The following is a 15,823-nucleotide window of genomic DNA, read 5'->3' on the forward strand; positions in this document are numbered from 1 at the left end:
GGCTCATTCCTCTATCAGTAAGCCGGCTGAATGGGCACTCAGGATTGAGGCACCTTCAACCCGACCGCTGGAGTCTTTTTGCGGGTAACTCGCTCGCCCAGGAACAGAACGGAAGTCAGGGTGAAGCGGCTGAAAATGTTCGACAACAGCACGGGCCCCAACAATCCGCACAGCACGCCGCCTGCGACCAGAACGCTGTCGTCCGTGACGCCCAAACGACCCAAGGCAAACCGCGAACTGGCAGCAAACAGCACGTGAAAAAGGAAAATGGCGTAAGAATATCCACCCAGCCAGATCAGAGCTTTAGAGCGCATGTCAGTCGACAGTAGCGCGACACAGGACATACAGCCAACGAGCAAACCGACAACGCTTCTACGATCGACAATGAGTTCGCGATCCACGGCGGCGACATACAGCAGCACAGCCGATATCAAGACGAACACGACCGGCCCGATCACTTTCAGCGATTGCTTCAAGGCACTGACGTTTTCGTGGCAAATCATCCCTGTCACGAAAAACGGCAGCAAATAGATCGCGCCATTGATGCCAAACGCGTCAACCGGAAAAGGCGGCAACAAGAACACCAGCGCCGAAAACAAGAACAGCAGATACAGCCGCGTCGCCGTCTGCAACAGACCGCGCCACTGCAGAAAACCGACAAACACAAAGATGATGAAGACGGCCTGCAAAAACCAGAAATGGTTAACCGGTATGTAGAACGACAACAAGGCGTCGATTAACCCGACCTCCTTGTTAACGCCAGGCCCTACAACCTGCAGCACCGAAAATGGAATACCGACAAAAAACAACGGCACGATCAACCGTCTCACCTTGCCAACGCAGTAAGCGGAGAAGTCATTGCCTCTGATCTTGTATATCGAATAGATGTAGCCCGATATGAAGGTGAACAGCGGCATCCTGACGTACACCATCGAATCCGCCAACACCCGAAAAGGTGACCCCAGGTCGATTTTCAGTCCGCCGCCCAGCGGACCTATCACGTGATAGAGCACCAGCAGCAGGCATGCCAGGCCTCTGAGCGTTTCTATTTCCAACGATTTTTTCTTGCTTTGCATAGACCACAAACCTCAGCGCTGGACGCTTGATTCAACCGACTCGGGTTTCTTTGAGCGCAGCTGCAATCCCAGCCCCAGAAACAGCACCGGAACCACCATGGAGAAATGTCGGGCAAACGAGCCGAAGTCAGGCTCGAACAACCCCTGCACCAATAAAAAGGACAGAGGGATCGCAATCAGCTCTTTGACTTTCGGCTCGATGGTCGAGCCCTTGTAGTGACTCGACGTCATCATTTTGAACATCAACAACGAGGTCATCATCATCAGGACGACGAATATGATCTGCCCCAGGCCGGAGAGCAGGATCAACTCCACCGGGAAAGACAGTCTGAAAAAGATGCTCATCGAGTCCACTGCCTGGGACACGAAATCTCCGCCGTTAATCCATGAAACGATCAATGACTTCGAGCCTTCTTCACCCAAAGTCCGCTGTTCATTGTTACTGGCGCGAATGGATGAAACCGAATAGCCGACCAGCAACTGAATGGCCGTCGCGATCACCAGGTAGAACATGAACAACATCACGAAAAAGCTGAAACGCGATACATGCTTCTTCATCACGCACACACCGACCCAGACCAGCGAAAACAATATCCAGTAGGGCCGGATCAGCACACCGTAAAACAGCGCAGAGAGGAAAAAGCCCGCGCGGTAGCGTTTCGAAAAGGAGAAAAACAGAATGGCGATCACCGCCACCGAGACAATGATTTCCTTGGTCAGGTTATCGAGAAAAAACGACCTGACTACTCCCCACAGGCACAAGGTCAGGAAGATCGTTATCGGTATTCTTTTGAAGATGAAGATCGGGATAGAGGTCAGAAACAGGTTGCACAACATCCCGTAGGCCCACGCATTGGTCAGGTTGATACCGGTGGGACGCAGCAGGTAAGCGGAGCACTCATAAGAGGACCGGTCTGGTGAAAACGGATTCCAGAAATTGCAGTTGTCTGAACGAACGTATGACGTCCACAAGGTCATGGCATCCGGGCCAGGATCGCGGTGCATCAGCAGCGGCATCGCAATAGACAGAAAAAGACCACACAGCAGAATCAGGAATGAAATGGGTGAATCGAGTTTTCTTCCGCGAAACTCTATGGACGGTAGCGAGATGGCCATTACAAGGCCCCCTTTGACCGGGCAAACCTGGTCAACAAAGCAATGACGGCCAACTGCACCGTGATCGAAAAGACATTGCCCCACGCCGCGCCATAAATTGAATAGTGCTTGATGAGCACATAGCTGACGGGCAGTGAAACCGCCAAACAGATCGCTGCACTGGCTAACGAAACCCGACTGTTCTTCGAGGCAATAAGACCGCCCCAGACGATATCGCCGACGGCGCGCAGGGCAAAAGAGAAAATCAGAATCGCTAAAATCCGGTTATCCGGACGCGGGACTGCTGCGTCCACATAATCGAGCAAGATATTGAAGAACGCATAAATCAGCACAGCCACCGCGCAGGAAACCATCAGGGAGCGCAGCACCCATTGATTAACGAACAATTGCCGGACCGTCAGCGCCTGCTGGCTATTTTTATAACGCTTGGCGAGCACGGGAATGCCCACCACCGCAACAACAGCGTAGGACAGTGCTTGCAACGTGTTGGCGGCAGACCAGGAGTAAACGTATTTGCCGAGGCTGGCATACGGTTCAATGTCCAGAATCAGAAAACGTTCAGCGTACTGACTTAATGCGATCAGCCCGCCTCCCAGATAAAAGGGCAACCCTGCTCTCCAGACCGAAACCGTGGTGACGGCACTGACGCCCCGGCCCTTATGTACGTCAGCCACAATGAAGTAACCGGCCACGATGACCAACAGGTTGGTGGCCACCCATAACCAAAGCACACTGGCGATGGTGGACACTACGCCGGTCATCAGTCCGCCCACGGCAAGGAGCGCCCAGAGGCCGGTCTTGATGAAAAACAACAACGCGCCCCAGTTGGCCTTTTGTGCGGAAAAGACAAACGAGTTTATTTCGAAGGACAGATGCTCGGTGAGCAGCAACAGCGTGACGCACGCGATCAACGCGGCACTCGCCTCAACATCACTGAACAGTGAGTAGAGCGCGACCGTGACCACCGATAACAACAAACCAACGGCCAGGTACAGAATCAGTACCTTATCAACGACAAGCTTCGAACTGCCCCCCACGCTGATCAGCCGGTTGATTTCAGAACTGAACCCGACGCTGTAAAACTTGGAAGCGATCAATGAAGCGGCCACCACCACCCCGTAGAAACCCAAAGCCTCATAACCCAGGTAATGCGTGATGGCCAACACCAGCAAGAACTTTGCGCCTAAAGCACCTCCGCGTAGCAACAGCCGAAATATCATCGAACAATCCCTTTGATGATCGTGTCCATCAGCTCCGTTTTGGCTTCGATTTCTTTGCAGGTGTCCGTCAGTTTTTTACCGAATCTGGACAACGCATTCGGCGCGTAAACAGTGTCGATGATGGTGTCGACATTGATGTCCCCGCCGTTGATCACCCAATCTTCCACGCCCATATCCTGATAGGCGCCAAAACCTTTGCGTTCATAGCTGATATGGAACGCAGGCACGCCGGCGAGCAGAGACTCGATGGCTCCGTGCAGCCTTACGGAAATGACCAGGTCGGGCTGATACTTGGACAGGGTCGCCTTCAAGGGCAAGAGATCCTCGGTAATGCCAAGTTCCCGATAGAACGCCCCGTCATCGTTGCCACGAACGGCGCTTTGAACAGCGCAGACCACTTTGCTTTTCGCCCTTAGTCTCTTCAAAAGAAGCTTCAAGTTGGCAACGTAGGCGATCTTTTTCTCTTTGCTCCATTCCGGCGGCTTGCGTAAAACCACGCAGACTACGGCCGGCGATGACGCACAGCGGGTGAACTTGGGTTGCACCAGAATCTTTTTCGCCAACGCCTGGACCGCCAGGTCCGGCGCTCGATAGACATTTTCATTGGATTGGAAAATGGCCGACGACCTGTTGTCACGGACAAACACCGCATCGGCACTGGCGTAGTGTTTTACGATCGCGCTGCTCTCGCCGTGGAACGGGCCGATACTTTGCGGCAGGTAAACCGACGGCACCTTACTCAAGATCGCCGTTTCGAGCTGTTTGGCATGGCCCAGTTTCAGCTTGATGTGTTCAAAGGCGCTCTTTGACCGCATGTACCCACCGCCCACCCCTACGATCAGATCGCTGGTGCTCAAGAGGTCGGCGAGTGGCGCGTAAGACTGTTTAAGGAAAACCGCTTCCTTCACGCGTCCCAGTCCTTTAGCCGCCATGACCGGCGCGTCATACCGCTTATAGGGAAGGTAACTAAATGATTGGGGGTCTGACGCAACGACATTGATTAACGTGTCAGCACCAAAGTTTCGCAGCACCAAGGCGATTGCCAAATCCACCAGGAGGCCATCACCGGAATTGGATGCACTGTAGCCATGCAAAATAGTTACGTTCATATCTTGATATCTACTTAATAAGTTTGAGCGGAATACACGTCATAGGTTTTCTGGATCATCAGCGTTGCGCTGAACCGTTCGCGCACCCGCTTGCGGCTTTCGGTGCCGAGTTCCAGCAACTTCTGTTTCTTGATGTTCACTAAGATGTTACTGAGCGCCTGGTGATCGCCCGTCGAAAATATGTAGCCCGTGACGTTGTGCGTGACCAGTTCAGGGAGCGAAGTGCAGTCACTGGCAATAACGGGCACGCCCATGGCCATGCCCTCAAGGGGAACCATGGCAAAACCTTCCCAGCGGCTGGGGACAATCAGGGCATCGGCGGTTTTATAGAGGGCATTGACTTCGGCCGGGGTCACCCAAGGCAGGTATTCAACAGCGTCAATGACGGGGCACTCTACCGGTTCCTCATTCACCGCACTGCCAACCACAGTCAGTTTCAAGTCGGTGCGCTCAACTTCCGTGAATGCCTTGAGCAAGACATCAAAGCCCTTCTGATAGTCCAGTCGACCCACAAATAAAAGTTGAATATCCGTGCACTGACTGGACAGGCTCTCATCGTTTTTATAATGAATGCCGTTGTAGATCAGTTTCATACGGCGGCGGTCGATACCAAACGAGGCCGCTTTATCCAGTTCATACTGGCTGACACAGATAATGACATCCGTGACTTTTTGCAAAAGCCGCTCAATCAGAGAATACACTTTCTGTTTGGCAGGAGAACTTTCCATCAAGAACGAAAACGCATGCGGGCAGTAGATGATTTTCGGAGACCGCCAAGGCCGCAAGATTAAACACACACATCGGCCAATGACCCCGGAAAACGTGCTGTGCAAGTGCACGACATCCGGTTTTTCCTTGAAGATCACTCGAATGAGTTGCCAGGCAAAGCGCAGCAGGGAGACGACATCTCTCTTGTTTCGGGAGAAGGTCCTGATGTCTTTTTCATCAATGCCATGCAGTTCTTTCTTCTGGTCGAAGGGAATCAAATACACCAGTTCATACTGCTGGGCGTCGCCCTTGGGAGGGGTTGATATCGTCCGGATGACCGTCGCAACACCACCTTTAATCGTTTCCGCCACATGTAGTATTTTTTTCACAGTTCACCCAACTCCATTATCGTAGTCGCAAGGCGACAGGGACCGGAGAATGGTGAGTCCACTCTCAGTCCATGACCTGGCAAATAGAACCCGCATTTACGACTTGTCAGAGGCGTACTCGTAGTTGTAATAGCCATAACTGCCATTACCGTAATAGCTGGACGCTCGCTTCTCGACACCGTTGAAAATCGCGCCTTTCAATTCGATGCCGTTTTGAGCAAACCGACGAATCGTCAATTCGATCTCTTTGGCCGGATTGACGCCGAAGCGCGTCACGATCAGATTAATGGCGGCTTCACGTCCAACGATGGCCGCATCGGTCACGGCCAGAAGAGGTGGCGTGTCGATGATTACCACGTCGTAGAGTTCACTCAGTTCAGCGAGGAGTTCTCTGAAGTTGGCATGCATCAACAGTTCGGACGGGTTGGGCGGTACTTGTCCCCGACTGATGAAATGCAGGTTATCGACTTCGAGTTTATTGATCGCTTGCTCGATGCTGCAGCGCTTGGTCAACAGATCGGACAAGCCATTGCTGATCGGAGTCGCCAAGGTCTTGTGCAGATGACCTTTGCGCATATCGGCATCGATCAGTACGACCGTCTGCCCACTTTGAGCGATGACCGCGGCCAGGTTGGAAGAGACAAATGTTTTGCCTACCTGGGGACTCGGACCGGAGATCATGATCCGGTTGTTGGTCGCATCCAGCCCTGCAAAATGCAAGCAGGTCCGCAAGCTGCGGATCGATTCGATGGACAGGTCCGTGGGGTTACGCAGGGCCAATAGGAAAGACTGGCTGTGGGCTCCGTCGCCCTGTCTGACTTTTTTAGTATCTTCTTCTTGTTGCAGGGTGCTGTAAGGAATGGAGGCATAAACCGGCAGCCCCAGTTGCTCGATGGCTTCCGGCCCTTCAAGTCCTCTGCTCAGCGATTTACGCACTAACACCAGCGCTACACCGACAAAGCCACCCAGCAACGTCGCAATCAATACGATCAGGGCTTTGCGCGGTTTGACCGGGGTGGTGATGTCGACGTCCGCCGTATCAATCAGCCGCGCATTGCCGACCGCCCCGGCCCTGACAATGTCCAGCTCCTGGGATTTGTTCAGCAACTGGGTATAAATCTGTGTCGCCACTTCCACATCACGGGTCAGGTTTAACAGCTCCTGCTGTGTCGCCGGAAGTCCTTGGACTTTCTTTTCCAACCCTTGTCGCTGTTTGTTCAAATCCCCCATCTGCGCCATCAATGCGCGGTAGGCCGGATGCTCCCGGGTGAACTTTCGGTCCATGTCGGCTTGCTGGAGTTTGAGATCCGAGATGCGCGTATCCAGCACCACCATCTGTTCCAGCACAGACTTGGTTTCGAGGGAGATGTTGACTGTATTTCCGTGGGTCTGATAGCTGTTCAGCGCGTTGCTGGCCTTGACCAGATCGTCTTTGACTTGCGGGAGTTGCGCCTGCAGGAACTCAAGGCTCTGGGCCGCCTCGGCAGAGGTGCGTTGCACATTCTGCTGCACATAAAGCCTTGAGATCTTGTTGAGAATCTTCACCGCCAAGGTGTAGTCGGTGCTGGCCAGGGCCAGACTTATAATGCCCGACTCTTTACCTTGCTCGGATACATCGAGGGCGTCCTGGTAATTCTGAATGGTGACAATACGTGGATTGCGCACGACTTCGAATTTAGTGCCCGGATTCGCGGCCATGCTCGCGATAAGGACTTCGACACCCTCCTGTGCGATGGCTTCGCCTGTGGCACCTTCGGCCAACAAACCGCCGTTGTCATCGTAGAGCTTGAATCGATTGCGCTCTTCGGCGACCAACATCAATTTCTTGCCCAACAGTTCAGCCGGCAGATCGAGCTGTTCGATATAAAGGCGCTCGCCGCCCCAGGCATAACTGTTCATGCCAAAGCGTGGTAGCGAGACACTTTCCGCAGGGCTGCTTTTATAGCGCCGAGCAAGAAAGCCACCGATAACGGGAAAGGTGTTGGGCGTAATCACAATATCAAGATGCAGATCATCGACCGTTTTACCGATAACCGCACGAGACTTGATAATGCCGATCTCGGTAGCCGCCGGTGATTGTCCACCGAGCATGCTGCTGATATCCGAGAACCCCAGCATGTCGTTCTTTTTCGGCTCGACCTGGACCAGGGCGTTCGCCAGATACACGGGCGGCGATAAAATCGAATACGCGGCACCGGTCACCATGAACGCCCCGGTGATGGCACCTATTAACCATTTATGGTCAATCAATGTGCCTAATAAACCGAGCAGATCAATCTCGTCTCTGTCTTTATCCCGGGTGCTGACTACTGACGGTAACTGCATAAGGTCTATTCTTTTACCATTATTACTAATCTGAAAATCATCCATCAACGTCCGAGGCGCTGCGCCCATGAGCAAACGGCATCTTCAATCAATGCATGGGCATGGACAAACGCAGCTTTTCCTTGACGATACGGGTCCTTTATTTCGCGTTCACTCTGCCACTTCCCCAGAAGAAACACTTTGCCCCTGGCGTGTGATGCAATCTTTAGTACGCCCTGTACATGCTCTTTTTCCATGACCAGAATGAGGTCTGATTCATTGACAATGGCAGGCGTAATCTGCCGCGCTTTAAACCCTTGGTCTTCGTGACCCTGTTCTTCAATAACCCGAAGTGCATCGGGCTCCATAGACTCACCCACCCGCGCGTTCAATCCCGCGGAGGTCACTGAGATACCTGAAGGTTGCAGCGCATGGCGAAGCAACAGTTCAGCGGTCGGGCTTCGGCATATATTGCCGACGCAGACCACAAGAATCTTTCTGAACAAGGCTACTCTTCCCGTGTAGTGTCGATTCGGCCCACGTATAGCGAGGCTATAAGTGAGCCAACAAGACCGTCCCGCATTCAGAGTGGGATCCATCATGAAAATACTTTCGTATTAAATACCACGACACACAAAAAATGCCCAACCAGAAAACCGGACCATAAATAACACTCGCGATAGGAAAGTTATTTATCCGACCAATATTAACAATGGACGTCTGGGCGGAAAGATTAATGGTATCGCTGTATTAACTGACTAATGCTATGTTCCCCTGCCCTCTACTCTGGACGACTACAGGAACTGCCCGTTATGCCCTCCATGTGTTTTCGACTGATTGCCACTTCAACGCTATTTATACTTGGCGCCTTCAGCCCTGTTTACGCCAGTCAGGCTTTTTCAGCGCTGGCCCAGGACAACAAGACAATAGGCGTTCAGGTGAAGATCCAGAATTTCTCGACCGCCGACGCCCATGAGATCAAGGCGTCAGGGTTTGGATTCGTGCGCTTTGGCGTATGGACGAACAGCCTGGGTAACCCGGCGTATCAACAACACATCAGTGAAGCCTTCGCAGCGGCCAAATCCGCCGACCTGCCAGTATTGATGACCGTTCGCTCCACCAAAGCGTTAACCCACAAAACGCAAAGCAGTGGGATAGATCTCGCCGCTGCGGGAGATTCATTCGCCAACTCGGTGATCGGTCTGGAAAACGCCTTCAGTACGCAGCTTGTCGCCATTGAAATCTGGAATGAACCGGACTTGCCAAAATACTGGCCTACCCAGGATTTTGAAGTAACGTTTGTGCCGTTCATGAGCGCAGTGTGCAACGCGTTACAAAAGCGGGATCACTCAACACCCCTGATCGGCTTTGGATTCGCGAAGGCGCCCACCAAAGACTCCAAGGCGACCGTCGCACTGACTGAGATCCTGAGGGAACACCCACGGTGCCTCAGCGCTGTTTCTTATCACCCGTATGGCATGTCGGGCACCGAAATCAGCCGTACTCAAGCGTTTATCCTTGATAACTTCCATGTGCCGGGGGTCATTACCGAATGGGGAGTGCCATCGCTCAGTTCCATCGGAGGCACCGCCGGACAAGCATCACGCATTACAAGATTTATCTCGGACGTCAAAAAACTGAATATACCGCTGACGTCCCTTTACGAATGGAAAAACAGCGACTCTGGCAGCAATGATCGCGAGCGAAGTTTTGGATTAAAGTCGTCCGATGGAACATCAAAACCTGCGGAAGCTGCCGTCAAAATGTTATTGAAGTGACCCTGATGAATGACCGCGCCCACCATCAACCGGCGCTTTTATTAATCCACTCTGCATAACTTGCGGCGTCCATGGCCAGCGACTCTTCCACCAGCACCTCGAACAATACGGCTTGCGCTTCAAAACGCAGGTCATGTTTGGACTTCTGTGAGTCGCTCATTTGTTCCAGCAACACGCGAGTGACTTGGCTGGGCATGCTGTGTTTCACGCGATTGAGCCAAGCGGGAATTTTCTTTGCGGCTTTCACCCTTCCCATTTCAACCAGACCCGTCATATTGTCCGGATGGTTCTTCTTTGATGCGGCCATCAGCGCTTCAAATACTTCGGTCAATTTTTTCAAGACATAACCGAGAATAATGTCATCAAAGGCCTCCACAATTGCAGACACCCGCTCACCTTGTGAAGTCATTTCCCCATCCAATACCTACATTTATCCGCGCCACATTACACGCCATCCGAGTGGCACTAATTGACATCTTATAACGGCTGAACCCGACCCTTTTTAACACCCGTTGGCGTGCGAATGCAGGCATGCCAGCTCAGGCGCCAGAGTTGCCATAGAGCCGTCAACGGTCAGTTGCTTTGAACCTGCGCGCGGTTTTGGCATCGTATTTACCGAGACCCGCGCCCCACCTTTCAAACATCCGTTCTCCGGTTGTTGCCAACGGGGCCACCGATACGTACATGCGCCCTTGAGTGGCTGTCAGCGCTCGGGTAATGTCATTAGACCCATAGGACAGAGCACGCCCATGACTTCCAAGCTGGAACAACTCAAACAAATGACCACCGTAGTTGCCGACACCGGCGACTTCGAAGCTATCGCTCGCGTAAAACCCGTCGACGCTACCACCAACCCTTCCCTGCTGCTGAAAGCGGCGGCCATTCCCGGTTATGCCGAGTTGCTGAACGCCTGCGTCCACGACTGCAAGGGCGATGTGGGCCTGGCCAGCGACCGCTTCGGCGTGGCGGTAGGCCAGGAAATCCTGAAGGTTGTACCGGGCCGCATTTCCACTGAAGTGGATGCACGCCTTTCGTTCGACACTGACGCAGTATTGAAGCGTGCGCACCGTCTGATCGAGCTGTACGACAAGGCCGGCATCGGCCGTGACCGCGTGCTGATCAAAATCGCCTCCACCTGGGAAGGCATTCGCGCCGCCGAGAAGCTTGAAAAGGAAGGCATTCAGACCAACCTGACGCTGCTGTTCTCGTTTGCTCAGGCGGCGGCATGTGCTGACGCCGGGGTGTTCCTGATTTCGCCATTCGTAGGCCGCATCTACGACTGGTACAAGAAAGCCAACGGCAACGACTACACCGGCGCGGATGATCCGGGTGTGCAGTCGGTGACGCGTATCTACAACTACTACAAGGCCAATGACTACAAGACCGTGGTCATGGGTGCGAGCTTCCGCAATCTGAATCAGATTGAGCAGTTGGCCGGGTGTGATCGCCTGACCATCAGCCCGGACCTGTTGGAAAAGCTGGCGGCGGACACTGGCAAGCTGGAGCGCAAGTTGGCCCCGGGGCATGCGGGTGAAGGGCGCTTGAGCCTGAATGAAGCGCAGTTCCGCTGGTTGTCCAACGAGGACGCGATGGCGACCGAGAAACTGGCTGAGGGGATTCGTCAGTTCGCTCGCGACCAGGAAAAACTCGAAGCACTGCTGCAAGCCAAGCTGTGATCTAGTCCAGCGCAATGCAAAAAGGGCGACCCCTTACAGGGTCGCCCTTTTTCATGCTTTGGATTCGGGGATTCGCGATGGAGCCCGCCTTCCCTACATCCCTCTCAGGGGATCAATGGCGCTCTAAAGCATTCACCAGGTCATGGAAGGCTTCACGATTGGAGTCGTTCAGGCCCATGAGGATTTTGTGTGCCTCGAGCACTTTGATCCGCACGACTTCCTCGGACTGATCCTGGTCTGGCAGGTCGGTCAGGCATTCAGGGCACGGGATCGGGCGGTCAACGATGTTGAACACTTGCTCGAAGCCCATGGACTGCAGCAGACGGGTGATGTCTTCGTGGGTGGTGACGACGGTCGGCAGCAGGCCGACCTTTTGCCGCGAGAGGATCGACAGTTTGGCCAGCAGGCCCAGGGTGGTGCTGTCGATGCTGCGGGTTTCGGTCAGGTCGATCACGATCGCGTTGAAGTTCAACGCGGTGAAGATCCGCTCAATAGTCGCATCCAACGCCGAACACAGGGTCAGGCGAACTTCACCGACGAACTTCAGGACGAAGGTGCCATCCTGCTCGGCGAACTGGATTCTACCGGTACTCATTAAAGATTCCTGCTCAACACCAACAGGGCGATATCATCCGGCATCTCCCCTAGCGTGGCCAATCCAAAAACCTGCCGCAGACCATCCAGGCTGCCGCCCGCTGCCTTGACCCGTTGGGGCAAAGCCGCTTCTTTTTCTTTGAGTGTAGGTTCTGGCAAAAGGTCCAGAATGCCATCGGACATCAGCGTCAGGCTGAACGTCGGCGGCAGCTCCAGCACGTGGTCTTCATAGGTGGCTTCATTGAAGAGGCCCACCGGCAGACCACGACCTTCCAGATAACGAACACTGTCTGGCGTGTACAACACAGGCAACGGCAAATGACCACCGATGCTATAGGTCAACAAACCTGTCTCCTCGTCGATGACACCACCGACCATTGTGACGTGTTTACCCAGCTTACAACTGATCAGGCCTCGGTTGATATGACCAAGGACCTCTGAAGGCTTGAATTCTGGCAATGTGCCGCTGCGCTTGGATTCGAACAGCAAGCGCGTGGTCATGAACTTCAGCAGCACGGTGACGAAGGCTGAAGAGGCGCCATGGCCGGAAACGTCGGCCAGGTAGAAGGCTACGCGACGCTCGTCGACCCGAAAGTAGTCAACGAAATCACCCGACAGGTACAGCGACGGGATGATCTGGTGGGCGAACTGGAACTCGTCGATGGTCCAGGGGCTGACCGGCAGCATGTTCATCTGCACCTGGCGACCGGCGTTCTGGTCTTCCTGGAGCAGGTTCAAGCTGGCGGCGAGCTCGCGGTTGGCCTTTTCCAGCTTCTCGCGGTAGCGCTGGTTCTCCAGCAGCAGGCGCGCACGATCCAGGGCACGGCGCACAGAGTGCTCGAGCACAGCCAGATCTTCGAGAGGCTTGATGAGGTAATCCGCCGCACCCAGGCGCAAGGCCTCGACCGCGTCGTTCATCACGCCGGCACCCGAAACCACGATCACCGGGGTTTGCGGCGACAGCTCGGTGACCTGGCGAATGAGTTCGAGTCCGCCCATCTGCGGCATGCGCAGATCGCAGATGACCAAGTCAGGCTTGTCTTGCTCGAATACCTGAAGACCCTGCTGGCCATTGCTGGCTTGCAGGACACTGAAACCACTGTCTTCCAAGTAGGCCGCGAGGCTCGCGCGCACTACTTCGTCATCATCGATTATCAGCAGCGTGGCACTGGTTTTTGGCATGTGGGCAAACGGCGCCAGAATTAGGTTGGCGTAGCAGGCACGGGGGTTTAGCCCGGCTCACACTACTGGATTCGCTTTCTAGCCTCTCTGTCGCACCGTTATCGGGCATTTGCCCTACACACAGGTACACCAGAGGTGCCCTTCTAAGGCGCAGACGGTACTCCCATCCGCGGGGCGTTTCAAGCTCACGCCGATGGTCGCTTGACGTCTTTACTTGTCAAATCACCGGGAGTTATAAGAACAGGCAAAACCGTAACCCAATGGAAGGATGAAGCCCATGAGTCAAACCGATCGGGACTACAGCGAAAAGCGCGATTTCATCCGCATGCGGGTCGATGCCGATGTGTCGCTGATTCACGAAGGCGATGAGGTGCCAGCCGTCTGCATCGACCTTTCCAGCAGTGGCATGCAGGTCGAGGCACCCCGCCTTTTCAAGGTCGGAGACCGGCTCAGCGTGCGCATTGATTCCGATCACGTAGCGCTCAAAGGCCTTGAAGCCGACACCGAAGTGGTCTGGGTGAAGGAACAGGACGGTGGCAGTCAGAAACTCGGGCTTACAATCTTGAAGATGAAATAAGCCCTGATCCAAACGAAAGAAGGCGGCCAATCGGCCGCCTTCTTCATTTCACGGGTAGAGATCAAAAATCGTCTTCGACCTGGCCGTCTTTGACCTTGAACTCGCGGTTCTGCAAATACGCATTGCGAATGAACGTGTATTTGTCGCCAGTGATCAACTTCTCGCTCGACAGCAAGCTGGCGCGGGTGTCGACGATGTTCAGGCCGAAGATCGAGTTACGCACGGGAACGTCGTTGATATAGCGATACGGGCCGGTGTAGCCGTCGACGTACTTGGATGGCGCATCACGCAACGTGCTTGGGCCCAACAACGGCAACATCACATACGGGCCGCTGCCCAAGCCCCAGTAACCGAGCGTCTGGCCGAAGTCTTCGTCGCTACGATTCAGGCCCATTTTGGTGCCGACGTCGAAGAAGCCCAGCAGGCCGAAGGTAGTGTTGAAGATCAGACGCGCAGTATCGACGCCAGCCGCGGCCGGTTTAGCCTGCAAGACGTTGTTGGCAAGGTTGGTGACATCACCGACGTTGCGGAACATGTTGTGAATGCCGTCTTCCAGAAACTGCGGCGTCACGAACTGGTAGCCTTGAGCGATTGGCTTGAGTGCATAGGTGTCGACGAAGTCGTTGAACTGGAAGATTGGACGGTTGACGCTTTCCCAAGGGTCTTCTTCCGTGGCAGCCTGGGCTGCGAACGGAACCAGCAAGACGCTGGCACACACACAAAGCTGAGCTAGACGATTGCTCCAGCGCATAGAAAACTCCTTGGATTGTACTGGCATGGGCACTTGGCCCAGGCGATAAGCTGGCTAGTATAAGACGGAAAAGCCGGTTTAGGGCAGCCTCGCGCGTGAGGACTTACAGATGATTCGTCCTGACTGAGCGCGCTTCACATCAGTGTCATGCAACTGTCACCGGCAACACATAGCCTTGTCGTTATTTCAGGGACGTTGATATGCCGCACGCCGAAGCCTTGCCCGTTGCCGCACCCAGCCTGACCGCCGTACTGTTCGGGCTCAGCGGTTGCCTGGTGGATTTCGGCGCCCGGATGCGCCAGCACGATACTCACACACCAGCGCATGCCGAGGTCACCCCCGGCGCGCTGGACAGTCTGAACAGCTTGCAGCGCCAGCAGATTCCTTGCGCCTGGCTCGACGAGTTGCCCCCCGCCCTCACCCATTCGCTGGCCGGCGCCCTGCCTGCGTGGATCAAACCTTCGCAACACCCCGCAACACTCAATCCATGGCCGGCGCCGAACGCTTGCTGGCAAGCCTTGATGGCATTGAATGTCGAACGACTCGATGGTTGCGTGCTGGTCAGTGGCGAACCGCGACTGCTGCAATCGGGACTGAATGCCGGGTTATGGACGATCGGCCTGGCGTCCTGCGGTTCGCTCTGCGGGTTGGCGCCCAACGAATGGCAGGCCTTGAGCCAAAAGGAACGCGAACACCTGCGTGGTAAAGCGACCGTGCAGTTGTTCAGCCTGGGTGTGCATTCGGTGATCGATCACCTCGGCGAGCTCGACACCTGCCTGGCGGACATCAGCCTGCGTCGGCTCAAGGGCGAAAAGCCCTGATCGAGATCATGCAGGTTGCGCGGGAGTGGATTAATCTAAAGGCAAGCCATAGACCTTTGGCACGCTGCTGCGGTCTATGCCAGTGCCTATCGATAAAAGGAAGAACGCCATGCCTGCCCGCGAACTGCAACAACAGCTCAATACTCTGCGCGAGCAATTGGAACAGAATCCGCCGCTGACGGAAGCCGAGCGCGAAGACCTGCACGCGCTGATGCAACAGATCGAACTGGAGCTTGAGCTCGAAACCAAAACCCAGGACTCCAGCCTCGCCGACAACGTAAACCTTGCCGTCGAGCGCTTCGAAATGGAACATCCTACCCTTGCCGGCACCTTGCGCAACATCGTGCAAGCCTTGGCCAACATGGGGATCTGAATACGCCAGATGCAAAAAAGCCCCGCCAGTGATGGCGGGGCTTTTTCATACCCGGGAAGTGCACTGCAATCCCTTGTAGGAGCGAGCCTGCTCGCGATGACGGCAGCACATTCAACATCGATGGTGCCAGACACTCCGCCATCGCGAGC

16 protein-coding genes are annotated in these 15,823 nt (G+C 54.6%); 5 read left to right on the forward strand and 11 right to left on the reverse strand.

Features of this window, described 5'->3' with window-relative positions:
* Nucleotides 1–38: 38 nt before the first annotated feature.
* From QMX98_RS09685 to QMX98_RS09715, 7 genes are all read right to left on the reverse strand, one after another.
* Nucleotides 39–1,076 carry an acyltransferase gene (locus QMX98_RS09685; protein WP_282410650.1) on the reverse strand — a complete coding sequence of 346 codons (1,038 nt, stop codon included), beginning with the start codon at nt 1,074–1,076 and terminating at the stop codon, nt 39–41.
* Between the two features lie 12 nt (nt 1,077–1,088).
* Nucleotides 1,089–2,192 carry a hypothetical protein gene (locus QMX98_RS09690; RefSeq protein WP_010456273.1) on the reverse strand — a complete coding sequence of 368 codons (1,104 nt, stop codon included), beginning with the start codon at nt 2,190–2,192 and terminating at the stop codon, nt 1,089–1,091.
* Nucleotides 2,192–3,412, reverse strand: a complete 1,221-nt coding sequence (locus tag QMX98_RS09695; RefSeq protein WP_282410651.1) for a polysaccharide biosynthesis C-terminal domain-containing protein — start codon at nt 3,410–3,412, stop codon at nt 2,192–2,194. Before QMX98_RS09695 ends, QMX98_RS09690 begins: the two co-directional genes overlap by 1 nt.
* A complete protein-coding gene (locus QMX98_RS09700; protein WP_042932696.1) occupies nt 3,409–4,521 on the reverse strand; it encodes a polysaccharide pyruvyl transferase family protein in 1,113 nt (370 codons plus the stop codon). The genes QMX98_RS09695 and QMX98_RS09700 overlap by 4 nt, the downstream gene beginning before the upstream one ends.
* A 14-nt stretch (nt 4,522–4,535) precedes the next feature.
* Entirely contained in the window at nt 4,536–5,618 is a 1,083-nt protein-coding gene (locus tag QMX98_RS09705) for a glycosyltransferase (protein ID WP_010456278.1), read from the reverse strand.
* A 96-nt stretch (nt 5,619–5,714) separates the two neighbouring features.
* On the reverse strand, nt 5,715–7,943 hold the full coding sequence (locus QMX98_RS09710) for a polysaccharide biosynthesis tyrosine autokinase (RefSeq protein WP_282410652.1): 2,229 nt from the start codon (nt 7,941–7,943) through the stop codon (nt 5,715–5,717).
* A gap of 44 nt (nt 7,944–7,987) precedes the next feature.
* A complete protein-coding gene (locus tag QMX98_RS09715; protein WP_282410653.1) occupies nt 7,988–8,428 on the reverse strand; it encodes a low molecular weight protein-tyrosine-phosphatase in 441 nt (146 codons plus the stop codon).
* 306 nt (nt 8,429–8,734) lie between these two features.
* Here QMX98_RS09715 and QMX98_RS09720 point away from each other — a divergent pair, with 306 nt between their 5' ends.
* Nucleotides 8,735–9,700, forward strand: coding sequence for a glycosyl hydrolase family 5 (locus tag QMX98_RS09720; protein WP_282410654.1), 966 nt, complete (start codon nt 8,735–8,737; stop codon nt 9,698–9,700).
* A 25-nt stretch (nt 9,701–9,725) separates the two neighbouring features.
* Here the strand turns inward: QMX98_RS09720 and QMX98_RS09725 are convergent, their stop codons facing one another.
* Nucleotides 9,726–10,109 (reverse strand): hypothetical protein, encoded by a 384-nt coding sequence (locus tag QMX98_RS09725; RefSeq protein WP_077748237.1) that lies wholly within the window; start codon nt 10,107–10,109, stop codon nt 9,726–9,728.
* A gap of 340 nt (nt 10,110–10,449) precedes the next feature.
* Between QMX98_RS09725 and tal the strand changes: the two genes are divergently transcribed.
* On the forward strand, nt 10,450–11,376 hold the full coding sequence (gene tal / locus QMX98_RS09730) for a transaldolase (protein WP_010456288.1): 927 nt from the start codon (nt 10,450–10,452) through the stop codon (nt 11,374–11,376).
* A gap of 112 nt (nt 11,377–11,488) precedes the next feature.
* Here tal and rssC read toward each other — a convergent pair whose 3' ends face one another.
* Together rssC and rssB are read right to left on the reverse strand one after the other, a co-directional pair.
* Nucleotides 11,489–11,971 (reverse strand): anti-sigma factor antagonist RssC, encoded by a 483-nt coding sequence (gene rssC, locus QMX98_RS09735; RefSeq protein ID WP_007935262.1) that lies wholly within the window; start codon nt 11,969–11,971, stop codon nt 11,489–11,491.
* Complete coding sequence (rssB, locus tag QMX98_RS09740; RefSeq protein ID WP_010456296.1) at nt 11,971–13,152, reverse strand: two-component system response regulator RssB; 1,182 nt, start codon at nt 13,150–13,152, stop codon at nt 11,971–11,973. The genes rssC and rssB overlap by 1 nt, the downstream gene beginning before the upstream one ends.
* A 277-nt stretch (nt 13,153–13,429) precedes the next feature.
* On the opposite strand from rssB, the gene QMX98_RS09745 reads away from it, so the two are divergent.
* Nucleotides 13,430–13,729, forward strand: coding sequence for a PilZ domain-containing protein (locus QMX98_RS09745; protein ID WP_077748235.1), 300 nt, complete (start codon nt 13,430–13,432; stop codon nt 13,727–13,729).
* 61 nt (nt 13,730–13,790) lie between these two features.
* Here the strand turns inward: QMX98_RS09745 and QMX98_RS09750 are convergent, their stop codons facing one another.
* Nucleotides 13,791–14,480 carry a VacJ family lipoprotein gene (locus QMX98_RS09750; protein ID WP_010456300.1) on the reverse strand — a complete coding sequence of 230 codons (690 nt, stop codon included), beginning with the start codon at nt 14,478–14,480 and terminating at the stop codon, nt 13,791–13,793.
* 200 nt (nt 14,481–14,680) lie between these two features.
* Here QMX98_RS09750 and QMX98_RS09755 point away from each other — a divergent pair, with 200 nt between their 5' ends.
* The gene (locus QMX98_RS09755) at nt 14,681–15,301 is read left to right on the forward strand and encodes a phosphatase (protein ID WP_077748234.1); all 621 of its coding nucleotides are present in this window, start codon (nt 14,681–14,683) and stop codon (nt 15,299–15,301) included.
* A 109-nt stretch (nt 15,302–15,410) separates the two neighbouring features.
* Nucleotides 15,411–15,674, forward strand: coding sequence for a DUF4404 family protein (locus QMX98_RS09760; RefSeq protein WP_145305969.1), 264 nt, complete (start codon nt 15,411–15,413; stop codon nt 15,672–15,674).
* Nucleotides 15,675–15,823 lie beyond the last annotated feature (149 nt).

This window comes from Pseudomonas sp. PS02303 (assembly GCF_029959925.1).
Taxonomy (GTDB): domain Bacteria; phylum Pseudomonadota; class Gammaproteobacteria; order Pseudomonadales; family Pseudomonadaceae; genus Aquipseudomonas; species Aquipseudomonas mandelii.

Excerpts from the sequence above, each read along its gene's own strand:
- QMX98_RS09685 (WP_282410650.1), bottom strand. The coding sequence starts at position 1,076 with ATGCAAAGCAAGAAAAAATCGTTGGAAATAGAAACGCTCAGAGGCCTG.
- QMX98_RS09690 (WP_010456273.1), bottom strand. The coding sequence starts at position 2,192 with ATGGCCATCTCGCTACCGTCCATAGAGTTTCGCGGAAGAAAACTCGAT.
- QMX98_RS09695 (WP_282410651.1), bottom strand. The coding sequence starts at position 3,412 with ATGATATTTCGGCTGTTGCTACGCGGAGGTGCTTTAGGCGCAAAGTTC.
- QMX98_RS09700 (WP_042932696.1), bottom strand. The coding sequence starts at position 4,521 with ATGAACGTAACTATTTTGCATGGCTACAGTGCATCCAATTCCGGTGAT.
- QMX98_RS09710 (WP_282410652.1), bottom strand. The coding sequence starts at position 7,943 with ATGCAGTTACCGTCAGTAGTCAGCACCCGGGATAAAGACAGAGACGAG.
- QMX98_RS09720 (WP_282410654.1), top strand. The coding sequence starts at position 8,735 with ATGCCCTCCATGTGTTTTCGACTGATTGCCACTTCAACGCTATTTATA.
- QMX98_RS09725 (WP_077748237.1), bottom strand. The coding sequence starts at position 10,109 with ATGACTTCACAAGGTGAGCGGGTGTCTGCAATTGTGGAGGCCTTTGAT.
- tal (WP_010456288.1), top strand. The coding sequence starts at position 10,450 with ATGACTTCCAAGCTGGAACAACTCAAACAAATGACCACCGTAGTTGCC.
- rssC (WP_007935262.1), bottom strand. The coding sequence starts at position 11,971 with ATGAGTACCGGTAGAATCCAGTTCGCCGAGCAGGATGGCACCTTCGTC.
- rssB (WP_010456296.1), bottom strand. The coding sequence starts at position 13,152 with ATGCCAAAAACCAGTGCCACGCTGCTGATAATCGATGATGACGAAGTA.
- QMX98_RS09745 (WP_077748235.1), top strand. The coding sequence starts at position 13,430 with ATGAGTCAAACCGATCGGGACTACAGCGAAAAGCGCGATTTCATCCGC.
- QMX98_RS09750 (WP_010456300.1), bottom strand. The coding sequence starts at position 14,480 with ATGCGCTGGAGCAATCGTCTAGCTCAGCTTTGTGTGTGTGCCAGCGTC.
- QMX98_RS09755 (WP_077748234.1), top strand. The coding sequence starts at position 14,681 with ATGCCGCACGCCGAAGCCTTGCCCGTTGCCGCACCCAGCCTGACCGCC.
- QMX98_RS09760 (WP_145305969.1), top strand. The coding sequence starts at position 15,411 with ATGCCTGCCCGCGAACTGCAACAACAGCTCAATACTCTGCGCGAGCAA.